Raw genomic sequence first — 15,184 nt, forward strand, 5'->3', positions numbered from 1 at the left:
TGAAAATGTTAAAAGGGATAGCAGCATCAAAGGGGTACGCAATTGGTAAAATCAGTATTATGACACATCAAGAATTGACGATTGACGAGAGCACATGTGAAAGTGTGGAACTGGAACTCACAGCACTAAAAGATGCTGTTGTAAATTCAAAAGAGCAACTTCAAGCACTTAGAGTTAAAACAGCTGAAAACATCGGTGAGCATGAAGCAATGGTGTTTGATAGTCATATGATGTTTTTAGATGATCCAGAATTCGTTGGTGCAATGGAAGAGGCAATTCAAAGTGAAATGAAGAGAGCGGCATCAGCAGTTGAACAAGTAAAATTATTTTTTAAGAATATGTTTGCGCAAATGGATAATGCATACATGAGAGAACGTGCAGCTGATATTGTCGATGTTTCAAACCGAATCATCAAAAATATCCTAGGTATTTCTTCAGAAGTAAATGATTTACCAGAAAATACAATTATAGTAGCTCACGATTTAACACCTTCTGATACAGCTCAACTGGATAAAAGTAAGGTAATCGGTTTTTTAACAGATATAGGTGGCGTTACTTCTCATAGTGCAATTATGGCGAGAAGTTTAGAGATCTGTGCTGTAGTTGGGATGGGTGATATCACTTCCACTGTTAAAAATGGTATGGAATGTATCATTGACGGTATAAAAGGAGAGGTGATTTTATCTCCTGATCAAGAGACACTAGAAGAATATAAGTCACTAGCTGAAGCTTATCGCAAAAAAAGAATCGAGCTTAAAAAATATAAAGATTTAAAACTTGCTTATAAAGATGGAAGAGAAATCTTGGTAGCGGGCAATATTGGTTCTGTAAAAGACCTTGATTCAGTGATTGAAAACGGAGCAGATGGTATAGGATTATTTAGAACAGAGTTCGTTTTTATGGATAGAGATGTAGCGCCAACTGAAGATGAACAATTTGAGATTTATAAAACTGTCGCTGAAAGAATGTCCGGAAAACCTGTAGTTATTAGAACGCTAGATATTGGTGGTGACAAGCAAATTCCATATCTGCATCTTGAGCAAGAAATGAATCCATTTTTAGGATTGCGTGCAATCCGCCTGTGCTTCAAGTATGAAGATATGTTTAAAGCACAGATTAAGGCTTTACTAAGAGCTGGTGTTTTTGGTGATGTAAATATAATGTTACCTATGATTGGTACGATAGATGAAATTAGACAAGCAAAAAAAATTATTGAAAAGTGTAAGAATGAATTAAAAGAAGAGGGTATCCCGTTTAAAGCAGATACACCTGTTGGAATCATGATCGAGATTCCTGCAGCTGCCATTGCTGCGGATATTTTAGCTGATGAAGTTGATTTCTTTAGTATTGGTACAAATGATTTAATTCAGTATACGCTAGCAGTAGACCGTATGAACTCAAACATTTCACATTTATATAATCCAATGAACGTATCCGTCTTGAGACTTATTGAAATGTCAATAAAAGCGGCACACAAAGCGGGAATTTGGTGTGGCATGTGTGGCGAAATGGCTGGTGATTTAAGAGTAACCAAGACTTTACTTGAGATGGGATTGGACGAGTTTTCTATGTCTGGTTCTTCAATCTTAGATGTTAAAGAGTTAATCTATAACGAATTAAAATAAACATAAATATTTATTTCATACAAAGTGATAAAAGGATTAAAGTTCTCAGGGACTTTGGTCCTTTTTTCTTTCAGTATGGGCACTTATTGCGTTTCTATTACATATTAGTAAAATAGGTATGCTAAAATGAGTTTACAACCGATAAGCCTAGTTAGAGTTAAGGAGGTTAAAATGATTAAAAGAAAACGTACGTTTAGCATGGCAGTCATCGTTATGATGCTCTTGAATATATTTTTTATAAATGCTTCACCAACTTTTGCTGATGGTAAATGGTATGATACCGGCATCGTAGAAGCTAAAGAATGGATGATCATACCTGAAAGCATCGAGGATGAATCACTAAATGGTTTTATAACAAGAGGTGAGTTTGCTGAAGTTGTGATTAGAGCATATCTAAGCGCAAATGGAAACATTGATAATTTACATGATAAGAAACATTTTAGCGATATCATCGAGGTTTATCCTGAAGTTGCGTATCAGTTGGGCATCGTTGCTGGTTATCCAAACGGTACATATGGTGCAGATGATTTAATTAAAAGAGAAGAAATCTTTGTCATGATAGGCAAATTAATGAGCATATTAGATTTGTCTAAAGTAAAATCAGATGAACAAAATAATACTCAAGAATCAGATGTAGATCAAAAATTTAAAACAGAAGCAGCGATGTCTTTTTTAAGCGAAAGATTTGTAGATGGTGAAAAAGCAAGTCCTTGGGCTTCAGAGTCTATAGAAGATTTAGTAAATTCAGGTGTTGTAAAAGGTGGATCTTCAGGTTTATTATCACCAAAATCAATCACATCTAGAGCACAGGCGATAATTATGTTAAAAACTGCACTTACAAAAGTTCGTTATGCGCCTACAAGTGCACAAAATATGAGTAATGCCTTAAAAAACTTAGAAGAACCAAAAGTTGCAATTGATTCAAATGATTTGAAAGATGAAAATGCTACTAATTATTTTGTAAGCAGAGGAAATTTTACTAGATCAAAGCCAATGAATTTTGATAGCTATATGGATACAAATGAATCTCAAGATCCCAATAGTAGAAAGTACTGGGATCACCGAAGCTTAGAAGAAATTTATACACCTGAAGAGCTATTGGTTAGACTTGGAAACAATTCCGTTAAATATGCTTTGGTCTTTGGTTCAGTAACTGCAGAGCGCTACCAGACAGCAGTTGAAGCTGCTAAGCATATGAAATCAATATCATTTGACGTGTGGATTTTAAATGGTGATGGTACAAAGAGTACAGGTAGAAAATCTATAACGATCAATGAAAATATAGCAGAAATAGCTTTAAAAGTTTTTAAAGATATTTATGAAGGTCCAGAAAAGTTTCCAATCAAAAATGTAGGATGTTATGCGTGGCGTGCAAGCTCTACTTCAGAACATCGCTGGGGACTTGCAATAGATATTAATTCAAATGAAAATTATATGATAAGAAAAGATGGTACTGTAGTGGCTGGATCGTTTTGGAAACCAGGTGAAAATCAATATTCAATAAAGCCAACAGGCGATGTTGTTAATGCATTTAAATCAAATGGATTTACATGGGGTGGAGATGCATGGCCAATGAGTAACGATTATATGCATTTTTCATTTTTAGGAGAATAAAAAAATATTCAATTATTTCAAAATTGTGATAAAATGGTTTTGTGAATATAATTATTGCGGGTGTAGCTTAGTGGTAGAGTTCTGGCTTCCCAAGCCAGCTGTGTGGGTTCGATTCCCATCACCCGCTCCAAAACTATCTTATTATGAGGGTGCGATGAAGAAATCTGTCAGTTTATTAATATCAGCAGTTGTTCTTATAGCCATTATATTTAGTTTTACAAAAAAGGATCCATTTGATCCTTCTATTTTTATGATTTCAGATGTTCAAGATAATATTGCGAAGCTAACATCGGCAGAATTTGAAGGTCGAAAGACCGGTACATTCGGTAACGAAAAAGCATTGGATTTTGTAACAGCTCAGTTTGAGTCTATTGGTTTGCCTATTTATAGACAAGCCTTTAAATCACTCATCCCTGAGACTGAGACAGAATCCTTTTTTAGTTACGCATCACTTGATCAGCTAGGTGAGTGGGTTGAGTTAAAACCTCATGAAGATTTTAAATTTTCATCTTGGGGACCAGGAGGTTCATTACATTATGAGGGAGAAGCAATATTTGCTGACAATAATGTCTACAAACTCGATCCCAAATGGATGGAGGGAAAAGTTGTAATAACTGAAGCAACACCTTATATTGGAGAGAGTTTAAAGACGATTATGGATGCTGGAGCTGTAGGTGTATTATATTATACCTCAAACTGGATGGATGATCCTCAAACGTTTATTCAGCAAAAAACCTTGGAGCTTGGTCCAAAAACAGGAAATAATTTTGGACTGGGTTTTATATCTAGAGAGGTATATACAGCACTTAAATTAAAGGCGCGTGAAAATCCAATTAAACCAACCACAACATTACCTACAGGTACTGTGCATGGCATAATTGATAAAATCAAAATTAACCAGACTATTTCTTTTGATACTCAGTACACAGAGAATCTCTATGCGATTCTTTCGGATAATAAAATTAATCGTGAGATCAAAACTGAAGAGGATTTCAAAGCACTTATTGAAAGTAATGATCTCTTATTGATTACAGCAAATATAGATCATGTTGGTAGACTCGATGATGAAACTTATTTTCCCGGTGCACTGAGTAATGCTTCGGGTGTGGCTAGTATAATGGAAATTGCTAAAAATATGTCTTCAGATGCCAAACCAAACCAAATGATTGTTTTCGCAATATTAAATGCTGGAGAAGTTGACGGGCAGGGGGTAAAAGCTTTATCATCATTATTTGAAGGCAGAGAAGATCATGTACAAGTTATAAACTTATTTACACTTGGCAGTGAAGTTGATCCGTCGGTTTATGTTACTGGTTCAGATGTAAAATCGAGTATAGCAAAATCTAAGATGGCAATTATTGCAGATGATTTAGCAATAAACTTAAGTGTATTAAGAAGTCAGACACCAACAGATCGTTACTATCAATCTGCTGGTATTTCATCTATAAGTATTTTTAATTACTCGGACATTAGTAATACTTTAAAAGATGATGCTTCTATGGTATCTGATGCTGTATTGTCAAGAGATCTATTGCTCCTACAGAGTTACATAGAAATGCAAGTTTATTCTGTAAATCCATGGCAAGCGCTTAATTCAATCCAAAAATACGTCTTAATCATAGTTGTTATATACTTGCTCATGATGTACTTGTTAGAAGTTTTTAAATATCAAAGCGTATCAGTAGAAAAGCTCTATTTTAGTACACCTATACAGCTCATTAAAAAAGCGGGGAAGATATTAACCCCAGTCTCAATATTATTGCTTCTAATCTTTATTACGAAGTTACCAAGAGATATGGATGTGGCTGTTGTTGGCGGTAATTTAGATACTAATTTTTCGTTCTATTTATCGTTAAAAAATGCAATTTCTTTTATCAACAATATACTTGTAAATGGTATTGATAATTTTGATTTCATATTTGGTGCGTTTAAAAAGAGTACTTTTCTTTTTGCTGCATCGGCATTAATTGCAGTGAGTTTTGGTACATTAAAGGGAATGTTTGATGCATATAGTGAAAAAGAAAACTCTGATATTAGAAGTTTTGTAAGCTTAACAGCTCTATCTGTTCCAGATATTCTTTGGATTTTAATGTCAAATATGATCATCATTAAAGTGGGGCAATATGTTGAACTACCAGTTTTAAGGCATTTGATCTTTCCTTTAATTACGCTTGCGATCATGCCAACGATTTATGTAAGTCGAATTTCATATCTAGCTTTTGTCAAAGAAAAAACACAGCCTTATTATTACGCGTTAAAATCAAGAGGCTTCTCAAAATTACGTATTTACTGCAACCATTTGCTTGTACCTGTTTTAGAAAATGTATTAACTTCAATGTTAGGTCTTGCGTCAGTGATGATTTCAAATATGATTATTGTTGAGTATCTTTTTGATTATAAAGGTTTAGCAAATTTTGTGCTGATTGCAGATAAATCAAAAGATGAAGTGACATTCATCAGTTTGATTGCAGCAATAAGTGTACTATACATTCTTTTTACTGGTTTAATTAGATTCAGCATCAGTTTTACTACTTCAAGACGCAAAGGGGGAAGTAAGCATGTTTAAGAAACTACAGCTATATTTGGGGTGCGCTGTTTTAGTGATCTTAGTTATGATGATTTTATTTCCCTCATTTTTTACAACTGTTAATCCCTATGCGACTGAAGGTTTAAAATCCTATGTCGATGAGGAGGGTACTTATCATTTAGAGAAAGCACCATTTGCCCCACAAAAGGGGATGATTATGGGTACAGATGAAATGGGAAGGCATATCTGGTCATTAATCGTCTATGGGACAAAATTGACGATGACGCTTGCTTTTCTCATTGTCATTTTGAGATTTATTTTAGCGATTCCCCTTGGATTTTTAGCAGGTTTTGGAAGCTTAACAGCACATGGTACGATCGATAAACTTTCACGTTTTTTTGGAACAATTCCTACGCTTTTACTTTGTATCATTATATTGAAAATGGAGTTTTTTGTTGGTCTTGATAAAAATATGTCGATTCTATCGTTTGTACTTTTACTAGGTTTTGTCGGTTTTGGTAAAACAGGTATAGTCATAGAAGAACGTGTCACAAGTATTAATAGAGAACCCTTTGTTAAAGGTGATATTGCAATTGGCAAAAGCAAGACTCAAATTGCATTAACGACTGTTTTTAGACATTTATATCCTGAATTAATTGTGATGTTTTTTCTGGAGTTTGCTAGAGTACTGACGCTATTATTACAACTTGGTCTTTTTGCAGTGTTTGTCGGAAATGTTAGGTTTATAGAAGACACTTCAAATGGAAGCGTAAAAACCATGGATATATCTTACGAGCCTGAATGGGCAAGTATGCTAGGTGCAGCAAGAAACAATATTCGCTCTGCGCCTTGGATCGTTTTTTATCCAGCGATGGCCTTTTTCATAAGTGTTCTAGGTTTAAACGCTTTTGGAGAGAGCTTGAGGAATGTTTTAAGTGGTCAGATTAAGATTAAAAAACCAAGTCGATTTGTCATAGGTGTTTTACTTTTAGTGTTGGTCAGTTTTATCGGGGTCAAGTCGTGGGAATTTTATCAAACCAATTATGGATTTGAACTTAAAGAGCAGTCTGTTTCTGGACTAAATTTGACTGATGAACCTGTACTTATGGGCAATTCAAATGCTTTGATTGCGACAACATATATTGAACAGCAGCTTAATCAACGTGGTTTCTTACCCTTAAAAGGAAATCGAATTATACAAAATTATCCAAGTGAAAAAGGGTATTATGCAAAAGTGGCTAATGTGATTTTGAACGATTTAGATATTACTTCTGAAGTTGTATGGTTAGCTCATGGTGACTTTGATATCGAAGCTTCATTATTAGATTTACAGGATGCAGATTTATATGATAAAAATTTGTTAAATCAGATTGATACCTCAGAAGAAATTGTATTGGTGTTAGATGGTCGTTTTTATAGTGAGTTTGAGATAGAAAACATCAGTACTCGTTTTGCACTCTCCGAAAAGATTGCTGGAATTATATGGCGTAAAGATCTGGATACAATTAGGCAAAAAAATTTAAGTAACCTCAGCCTTCGTGTACCTGTTTTATATTTATCGCAAAATTTCTCAATAGCTGGTTTAACTGAAACTAACAAAGTTAAAATTTATGAAGATTGTGAAGTTACAAGTTCACAAGGACAGAATTTATATGCCATATTACCAGGAACCAGTCCTTCTATGGGGGAAGAAGCAATCATATTAGGTTTAGCATATAATGCTAATACTAAAGATAGTTTTGAGAAACTGTGTCAGTTTAACTTATCAGTGCTTGATGCAGTGATTGAGAATAAAGCGAATAGAAAAAGAACACTTATCGTTTTGTTCCTTGATGGAACCATGAATGATGCATTTAATGGCATTGCAGATTATGCTAATCAATCACTTTATTCTCAAAAGGATGTATTGCTTTATGTAGATCTCACACGCGTTGAAGGGCTTGATAAAGGTGAAATCTTATTTGATCAAAATCAATCCCCGATATCAAGATATTTTGCGTATACTTTTTCCATGCAATTTGCTGAACAACTTGATAAAACAAATATAAAAGCTGTTAAAATTGAGAATTCCAATTTTATGGATCAATTGCTTTTTGATGAAAAAGGATTTCCAACTTTAATAATTGGTTTGAAAGAAGATCGTAAAACAACGGATACAAATAAAGTTGATTTAAAAGATTTAGGTCAAATGATTACAACTGTAATTAATCAAAATAACTATTAGGAATATATAGTGTATAAGTGATGGAGCGAGTATGTTAAGAGTAGAGAACCTTAAAGTAAAATTTGATCAAATACAAGTTGTGAGAGGTATTACATTTACACTAAGACAAGGAATGATTTTAAGTGTTTTAGGTGAGTCTGGTTCTGGAAAAAGCGTGAGTGCAATGTCGATTATGAAATTATATGGTGAAAATCAGGCTTTGATTACAGCTGATAAACTTTCTTTAAATGAGATCGATTTACTTTCAATTAATGAAAGATCCATGCAAAAAATCAGAGGCGTACAAATCGCATATATTTTTCAAAATCCGAACGACGCTTTAAGTCCTAATAAAACGATTCGCTCTCAATTCAAAGAACTTTTTAGAGTGCACCATAGAACTTATGATGAAAAAGAGATAGAAGCTTTACTTGAAACTGTAGGGCTGAACATTGAAAGTAAATATATTCTCAATATGTACCCACATCAACTTAGTGGAGGTCAAGCACAGAGGGTGACAATTGCTCTCGCACTTTCACTAAATCCAAAAGTTATCATTGCTGATGAACCAACGAGTTCTATTGATGCATCTTTAACGGATGTTATTGTTGAGTTACTTTTGTCAATTAACAAAAAATATGGTATTTCAATTTTATTTATCACACACGACTTCGATTTAGCCGCTAGAATCAGTGATGAGATACTGATATTATACGGTGGGCTAGTTATGGAATATGGCAAAAAGACAGAAATCTTTAACCATGCAAAACATCCATATACTCAAGAACTCATGAAATGTGTCAATTCTATTCAATCACGAGATGGAGAACTGTATACTTTGACGGGGTACGCTTTAGACCCGACAGAGTTTAAAGATGAATGTCCTTTTTGGTACCGATGTATGTATTCAACCGTAGTGTGTAAATCACAGATACCCCAATTGATTGAGGCAAGAGACACATCATCTTGTTTTGTACGATGTATTCATGCACTGGAGGTGAATAATGAATAATGAACCTCTACTTAGAATTACAGAACTTGATAAGTTCTACTATGTCAAAAAAAGTTTGTTTGGAAAAACGCATGAGATTAGGGCTGTCCAGGCACTCAATTTATGTATCTATCAAGGTGAAACGCTGGGGTTAATAGGTGAAAGTGGTAGTGGAAAAACAACATTAAGTCATCTTATTTTAGGGCTAATACCTCCTGACAACGGTCAGATTACCTTTAACCAGATAGACGTTTTGCATCTGAGAAGAGATGTCCAAATCGTTTTTCAATATACGTATGGTGCTCTTGATCCTCTAAAAACAGTATACGAGTTAGTCAGTGAACCTCTTAAACTTCATCAAATTCAATTTGAAGGAAGCCTTGAAGATGAAGTTACAAGGCTTCTAGGTCTAGTTGGGTTAAGTAGTGGCTTGATGTATAGGAAAACGGTTGCAATTAGTGGTGGTCAAAAGCAAAGGGTTGGGATTGCACGAGCCATTGCATCTAGACCAAAATTTCTGATATTAGATGAGCCTGTTTCAGCACTTGATATCTCCGTACAAGGACAGATTGTAAATTTACTAATTAAATTAAAAAAAGAGCTTGGATTGACATATTTATTTATCACACATGATTTGAAAATCGCACGACATTTATCAGACCGCCTTGCTGTGATGCATCAGGGTGTGTTAATTGAAGTAGGGACAACGAGTGAAATACTAACTAATCCACAGATGAGTTATACAAAAAAACTATTAGGAAACCTTTACAATGAGTAAGATAATGTTAGTTGAAAAAATGTCTTTGACAATTTATGAGAGGTTGTTATAATTATGAGCGCAAGATAATATTCATAATTAGGAGTAATCATGATTGATAAAATTACCGAAATTGCTTTGAAATCACTACTTTATGAGGTTGCAGCTACACCTAAACCAGGTCTAGTTGATCGTCATAGCAATGGTGCGCATACAGATATGGATTTTTTTACTTTTATGGATAGTTCTGTTTCACTTCGAACCTACTTTGAAGAAATCAAGCATGCAATTATAAATATATATGGATCTACTAGTGAAACACGTTGTGATGCTGAAGTTGTTTTTAAGACGATAAAACCATTGGGGATAGATGCTGAAAAGAAAATGCTTAGTTGTACTAAAGGTGTAAATACGCATAAAGGCGCAATTTATGCGCTAGGGTTATTGGTTGCATCTGCTACTGAGTTAGAATTGTCACATGGTATTCAAAATGTATGTGGAAACGAGCGTATCTCTTATATAACTGAGCGTGCAAGTCAATATGTTTTGCCCCATATGGATATCGAATTTTCAAGTGGAGAAAATTATAGGAATTATGGTGTAGATCAATTTAAAAAATATGGATTACTAGGCGCACGTGGCGAAGCTGCAAGTGGTTTTTTTCATGCAAGAGTTGTTGGATTAAAGGCTTTGGAAAATGCTATATCTTCTGGTTTGTCACAAAATGATGCGATGGTACAGTCACTTTTAAGTATCATTTCATCTCTTGAAGACTCAAATGTAATTGGAAGGAGAGATCGAACTATACTCGCGATTAGTCAAGTCAAAGCTGCTTATATCCTTGAACTTGGAGGTATGCATACGAAAGCTGGTGTAGATGAACTTAATACTTACTGTCAGTGGTGTATAGCAGAAAATATTAGCCATGGGGGAAGTGCGGATTTACTTGTTGTAACGCTTTTTTTATATTTTATAAAGCAAGAAGGTAAGGATTAAATTTAAATTGTTCAAAAAAAAGTTGCATTTTGTTCAAATATCTATTAAAATGTGCTTATACTCAAGCGAGCGTTGTGATGAGCAATATTTGCGGGGTGATAAAACTTACAAGTGAATCATATTGATAATGAAAGGCGCAAAGCCTCTAAGGTCAGTATACGAAATCTTTGATTTTGTATACTGATTTTTTTTTGTCTCAAGTTAAGGAGTAATAGATGTGTATTCAAAGTGAACTTAAGATTTTAAGCCCGGATTCGAAAGAATGGGAAGATATCTTAGACCTTCTAGAAAAGTCAAACATCAGACTAGACGATGCAATAGATTGTACATTTGGTTATTTTGAAGATGATAAGTTAATTGGAACAGCATCAGTTCAAGAAAATGTAATTAAAAGCATCGCACTTGATAGTAATGTACGTGGAACCAATGCACTTGGCAGAATGTTAAGCGATATCATGTACGATGTGTATGAAAGAGGCTTCAAAAATATATTTCTATTTACCAAACCAGATGCAGTTAATTCATTTTCAAATTTAGGGTTTTATGAGGTTGACCGTATAGAAATTAAATCAGATACAACATCTGAAGCAGTTGTGCTTATGGAAAAAAATCCCGAAGGTTTAAAATCATACTTAAAACTATTGAAAAACTTCAAAGTTACAACAGAAAATAATGGTGCGATCATTATGAATGCGAATCCATTTACACTAGGGCATCAGTTCTTAATAGAAACTGCAGCAAACGCATGTGATTTTTTATATATATTTGTGGTTAGAGCCGAACATTCAACGTTTCCTTATGATGTAAGATATGATCTTATCGCTCAAGGAACAGCGCACCTTAATAATGTCTATGTGATTTCTGGTGGAGATTATATCATTTCAAATGCCACTTTCCCAAATTACTTCTTGAAATCAAAATCATCAGCAACTGAGTTTCAGGCAGCATTGGATGTGAAGATTTTTGCAGATTATATAGTAGATACACTAGGTATCAAAAGAAGATTTGTAGGCACCGAACCATATTGTGAAACTACGAATAGTTATAACGACAAATTAAAAGAATTATTGCCACAATATGGCATAGAACTCATAGAAATACAGAGAATAGAAACGTTACAAGGTGCAATTAGTGCATCACTTGTTAGAGCATTAATACTAGATCAAAACTATGAGTTGTTAGAAAAACTCGTGCCAAAATCGACACTCGATTTTATAAAATCGCCCAAAATAAAAGCAATAAGAGAAAAACTTATAGATTCTGACTCAAGGCACTAATTTAAAACATATAAATATGAACGCTCAAGGAGGCAATATGAAAATTATCAAACCTTCCATTGCAGGAACTTTGGATTCTTGTGATATACAGATTCGAATTGAAGAAAGCGTTGATCAAACGAACACAATTTATCTTAAAAGCCCAGTTGAAAAGCAGTTTGGTGAACATATCCGTAGTTTGATACAAAATATGTTAGACAAATATGCATTAGAAGGTGTGCTTGTTCATGCAGTTGATAAAGGCGCTTTGGATTGTACTATTAAAGCTAGAACCGAGAGTGCAATTATGAGAGCTATGGCAAATGAAAATAGTGTGGATTGGAGTGTGATCGCACATGGGTAGACTGAGAAGAACGATGTTATATGTTCCTGGGAATAATGCTGGAATGATGGCCGATGCTATGATTTACGGTGCGGATTCAATTATGTTTGACTTAGAAGATTCAATTTCTTTAAAAGAAAAGGATGCAGCTAGACATCTTGTTTATCAAGCTGTAAAAAATCTCGATTTTGGTGGTGTAGAACTCGTTTGTCGAGTAAATGGTCTTGATTCACCTTATGGTGAAAATGATATAGAAGCAATGGTTGCAGCAGGTATACATGTTATTAGATTACCCAAAACAGAAACAGTAGAAGATATAAGAGCTGTTGAGCAATTAATTGCAAAATATGAAGTGAAACACAACATTGAAGTAGGTACCGTTAAAATGATGGCTGCAATTGAAAGTGCACTAGGTATTATCAATGCTTACAGTATCGCAACAGCATCAAATCGCCTAATTGGCATAGCTATTGGCGCAGAAGATTATGTCACCAATCTTAAAACGACTCGCTCAGCCTCAGGTGTTGAATTACTTTATGCAAGATCACAATTGCTAAACGCTGCAAGAGCTGCCGGAATCGCAGCACTTGATACAGTGTTTTCAGATGTTGATGATTCAGAAGGTTTTACTAAAGAAGTCAAGTTAATCAAGCAACTGGGGTTTGACGGAAAATCCGTAATCAACCCAAGACAAATACCAATCGTTCATCAAGTCTTTAAACCAACGGATTCTGAAATTAGTCATGCACAAGCAGTAATTAAAGCAAGTGATGAAGCTGAAATAAAAGGACTCGGTGTTGTATCATTAAACGGAAAAATGATTGACAAGCCAATCGTCGAAAGAGCTCAGAGAATTATAGAATTAGCAAAGGCAAGTAGGTGATGTGATGATAGAAAAAAGAGTGCATGGTAAGTTAATAAAACCTTATGAAGTTAATGCTGATGCTTCGGGAAAAGTCCTTGAAAACATAAAAGCTGCCCTTAAAAAAGCTAATCTTAAAGATGGCATGACAATATCATTTCACCATCATTTTAGAGAGGGTGATTATGTGATAAACCTTGTGATGGACGAAATTGCTAAAATGGGAATAAAAAATCTAGTATTGTTTCCAAGTTCATTAGGCAAGGTACATGAAACTTTAATAGAACATATAAAATCAGGTGTAATCAGTGAGATTCATACAAGTGGATTGAGAGGTCCACTCGCTGAGTTTATATCTGATGGCAATATGAGTAAACCAATAACGATTAGAAGTCACGGTGGCCGTGCAAGAGCTATTGAAGCCGGTGAGATTAAAATTGACATTGCTTTTTTAGCGGTTCCAAGAACTGATTGTATGGGAAATGCAAGCGGAAACGGCAGTAAAACACAATGTGGTTCACTTGGCTATGCAATCGTTGATTCAAAACACGCTGATCAAGTGGTGCTCATAACTGATGATTTATGTGATTATCCCAATATGCCAAGAAGCATAGTTCAAGATAATGTCGATATGGTAGTTGTTTTAGATGCTATTGGTGATCCAGAGGGAATCGCATCTGGGGCTACAAGATATACTAAGAACCCAAAAGAACTTAAAATTGCAGAGTTAGCATCTAAAGTGATAACCTCACTTGAATATTATAAAGATGGTTTTTCATTCCAAACGGGTTCTGGAGGTGCTTCTTTAGCCGTCACGAGATTCTTAAAAGATCAAATGATTAAAGATGGAATCAAAGCATCATTTGCACTTGGTGGTATAACGAAGCCGATGGTTGATTTACTAGAAGAAGGTTATGTTGATTGTTTATTTGATGTACAAAGTTTTGACTTAACATCAACAGCCTCAATGTATAGAAACGAAAGACATTATGAAATAAGTGCTTCTGAATATGCAAATCCTTCTAACAAAGGTTGCATGGCATCTATGCTTGATTATGTAATTCTAAGTGCGCTTGAAATTGATAAAGATTTTAACGTTAATGTCATGACCGGATCAGATGGTGTCATTATGGGCGCATCAGGAGGTCACTGTGATACTGCAGCATCTGCAAAAGTTACGATTATTGTTGCACCTTTATATAGAGGCAGATTAGCTACAGTTGTAGATCGCGTAACAACGATTATCACACCAGGAGACAGCATTGACGTTTTAGTAACAGAACGTGGAATAGCGATAAATCCTTTAAGAACCGATTTAGTGGAGAAATTAAAAAAAGCAAATCTTCCAGTCGTTGAAATGCATGAACTTGTTGCTCTTGCTAAGAGCATAATCGGCGAACCACAACCAATTGAATTTGACGACATGATAGTCGCTAATGTTGAGTATAGAGATGGAAGTATAATTGATTCCATTAGGAAAAGAAAGTAATGATGAATTACCTTGAACTTAAGGAACAAAAACAGCAATTGATTGAGGGAAAAAGTCAATATGGTGCAGCAATTGTATGCATCAGAGTAAACGTTCCTGGAGAACAAAAGAAATTTGCGTGGAGTGAAAAAATTCATCGACATGCAAGTTTGAAATTTGAAGAATTGTTTTTAAATCAAGCCATTAAATTTCAAAGAATTGAAGAAGAATTTTGTAATTTGTTTTATGAGTATATTTCTTTTTATAGAGTGAAAAGTGAGCCAATATCTGTAAAAAGACTAACAATTCAACTTGAAAGTGATGAAGAAATCGGTAGGTTACTAGATATTGATGTCTATGATTTCAAGGGCAATAGTATTTCGAGGGATGAATTTGATATACCAGATAGACAATGTTATTTATGTAGTGAACCCGCTTTTATATGTGGTAGAACACGCAAACACTCAATTCAAGAGTTGCATCAATTTATGATCTTAAAAGCAGAAATGCTTGAAGATAAATAAGAAGGTATGGAGGGAATT

Annotated in this window: 12 protein-coding genes and 1 tRNA gene; all 13 read left to right on the forward strand. The window is 34.6% G+C overall.

The genetic code is table 11. The features are described 5' to 3' along the window. Positions 1 to 5 precede the first annotated feature (5 nt). The 13 genes from ptsP (at position 6) to citX (ending at position 15,166) form a co-directional block, all read left to right on the forward strand. Complete coding sequence (ptsP, locus tag QE109_RS08870) at positions 6 to 1,625, forward strand: phosphoenolpyruvate--protein phosphotransferase (protein WP_281094100.1); 1,620 nt, start codon at positions 6 to 8, stop codon at positions 1,623 to 1,625. Between the two features lie 171 nt (positions 1,626 to 1,796). Further along, positions 1,797 to 3,239, forward strand: a complete 1,443-nt coding sequence (locus QE109_RS08875; RefSeq protein ID WP_281094101.1) for an S-layer homology domain-containing protein — start codon at positions 1,797 to 1,799, stop codon at positions 3,237 to 3,239. Between the two features lie 56 nt (positions 3,240 to 3,295). Then, positions 3,296 to 3,369 (forward strand) — tRNA-Gly (locus QE109_RS08880). A 24-nt stretch (positions 3,370 to 3,393) separates the two neighbouring features. Beyond that, positions 3,394 to 5,805: an ABC transporter permease subunit gene (locus QE109_RS08885; protein ID WP_281094102.1), complete on the forward strand. Its 2,412-nt coding sequence runs from the start codon at positions 3,394 to 3,396 to the stop codon at positions 5,803 to 5,805. Beyond that, positions 5,798 to 7,990, forward strand: a complete 2,193-nt coding sequence (locus QE109_RS08890; RefSeq protein ID WP_281094103.1) for an ABC transporter permease — start codon at positions 5,798 to 5,800, stop codon at positions 7,988 to 7,990. Before QE109_RS08885 ends, QE109_RS08890 begins: the two co-directional genes overlap by 8 nt. Before the next feature lie 31 nt (positions 7,991 to 8,021). Further along, positions 8,022 to 8,981 (forward strand): ABC transporter ATP-binding protein, encoded by a 960-nt coding sequence (locus QE109_RS08895; protein ID WP_281094104.1) that lies wholly within the window; start codon positions 8,022 to 8,024, stop codon positions 8,979 to 8,981. After that, positions 8,974 to 9,738: an ATP-binding cassette domain-containing protein gene (locus tag QE109_RS08900; RefSeq protein ID WP_281094105.1), complete on the forward strand. Its 765-nt coding sequence runs from the start codon at positions 8,974 to 8,976 to the stop codon at positions 9,736 to 9,738. The genes QE109_RS08895 and QE109_RS08900 overlap by 8 nt, the downstream gene beginning before the upstream one ends. Before the next feature lie 90 nt (positions 9,739 to 9,828). After that, positions 9,829 to 10,713 (forward strand): triphosphoribosyl-dephospho-CoA synthase, encoded by an 885-nt coding sequence (locus QE109_RS08905; protein ID WP_281094106.1) that lies wholly within the window; start codon positions 9,829 to 9,831, stop codon positions 10,711 to 10,713. Between the two features lie 215 nt (positions 10,714 to 10,928). Continuing rightward, the gene (gene citC, locus QE109_RS08910) at positions 10,929 to 11,990 is read left to right on the forward strand and encodes a [citrate (pro-3S)-lyase] ligase (protein ID WP_281094107.1); all 1,062 of its coding nucleotides are present in this window, start codon (positions 10,929 to 10,931) and stop codon (positions 11,988 to 11,990) included. Positions 11,991 to 12,027: 37 nt separating this feature from the next. Beyond that, on the forward strand, positions 12,028 to 12,333 hold the full coding sequence (gene citD / locus QE109_RS08915; RefSeq protein ID WP_281094108.1) for a citrate lyase acyl carrier protein: 306 nt from the start codon (positions 12,028 to 12,030) through the stop codon (positions 12,331 to 12,333). Further along, positions 12,326 to 13,195, forward strand: a complete 870-nt coding sequence (citE, locus tag QE109_RS08920) for a citrate (pro-3S)-lyase subunit beta (protein ID WP_281094109.1) — start codon at positions 12,326 to 12,328, stop codon at positions 13,193 to 13,195. The genes citD and citE overlap by 8 nt, the downstream gene beginning before the upstream one ends. Before the next feature lie 4 nt (positions 13,196 to 13,199). Continuing rightward, positions 13,200 to 14,663 carry a citrate lyase subunit alpha gene (gene citF / locus QE109_RS08925; RefSeq protein WP_281094110.1) on the forward strand — a complete coding sequence of 488 codons (1,464 nt, stop codon included), beginning with the start codon at positions 13,200 to 13,202 and terminating at the stop codon, positions 14,661 to 14,663. Continuing rightward, a complete protein-coding gene (gene citX, locus QE109_RS08930; RefSeq protein ID WP_281094111.1) occupies positions 14,663 to 15,166 on the forward strand; it encodes a citrate lyase holo-[acyl-carrier protein] synthase in 504 nt (167 codons plus the stop codon). The genes citF and citX overlap by 1 nt, the downstream gene beginning before the upstream one ends. The last annotated feature ends 18 nt before the right edge of the window (positions 15,167 to 15,184 follow it).

It is taken from the genome of Fusibacter bizertensis, from assembly GCF_029914245.1.
GTDB lineage: Bacteria > Bacillota > Clostridia > Peptostreptococcales > Acidaminobacteraceae > Fusibacter_C > Fusibacter_C bizertensis.

Coding starts and splice junctions, on each gene's coding strand:
- QE109_RS08895 (WP_281094104.1), top strand. CDS start 8,022: ATGTTAAGAGTAGAGAACCTTAAAGTAAAATTTGATCAAATACAAGTT.
- ptsP (WP_281094100.1), top strand. CDS start 6: ATGTTAAAAGGGATAGCAGCATCAAAGGGGTACGCAATTGGTAAAATC.
- QE109_RS08900 (WP_281094105.1), top strand. CDS start 8,974: ATGAATAATGAACCTCTACTTAGAATTACAGAACTTGATAAGTTCTAC.
- QE109_RS08905 (WP_281094106.1), top strand. CDS start 9,829: ATGATTGATAAAATTACCGAAATTGCTTTGAAATCACTACTTTATGAG.
- QE109_RS08890 (WP_281094103.1), top strand. CDS start 5,798: ATGTTTAAGAAACTACAGCTATATTTGGGGTGCGCTGTTTTAGTGATC.
- citE (WP_281094109.1), top strand. CDS start 12,326: ATGGGTAGACTGAGAAGAACGATGTTATATGTTCCTGGGAATAATGCT.
- citC (WP_281094107.1), top strand. CDS start 10,929: ATGTGTATTCAAAGTGAACTTAAGATTTTAAGCCCGGATTCGAAAGAA.
- citX (WP_281094111.1), top strand. CDS start 14,663: ATGATGAATTACCTTGAACTTAAGGAACAAAAACAGCAATTGATTGAG.
- citF (WP_281094110.1), top strand. CDS start 13,200: ATGATAGAAAAAAGAGTGCATGGTAAGTTAATAAAACCTTATGAAGTT.
- citD (WP_281094108.1), top strand. CDS start 12,028: ATGAAAATTATCAAACCTTCCATTGCAGGAACTTTGGATTCTTGTGAT.
- QE109_RS08885 (WP_281094102.1), top strand. CDS start 3,394: ATGAAGAAATCTGTCAGTTTATTAATATCAGCAGTTGTTCTTATAGCC.
- QE109_RS08875 (WP_281094101.1), top strand. CDS start 1,797: ATGATTAAAAGAAAACGTACGTTTAGCATGGCAGTCATCGTTATGATG.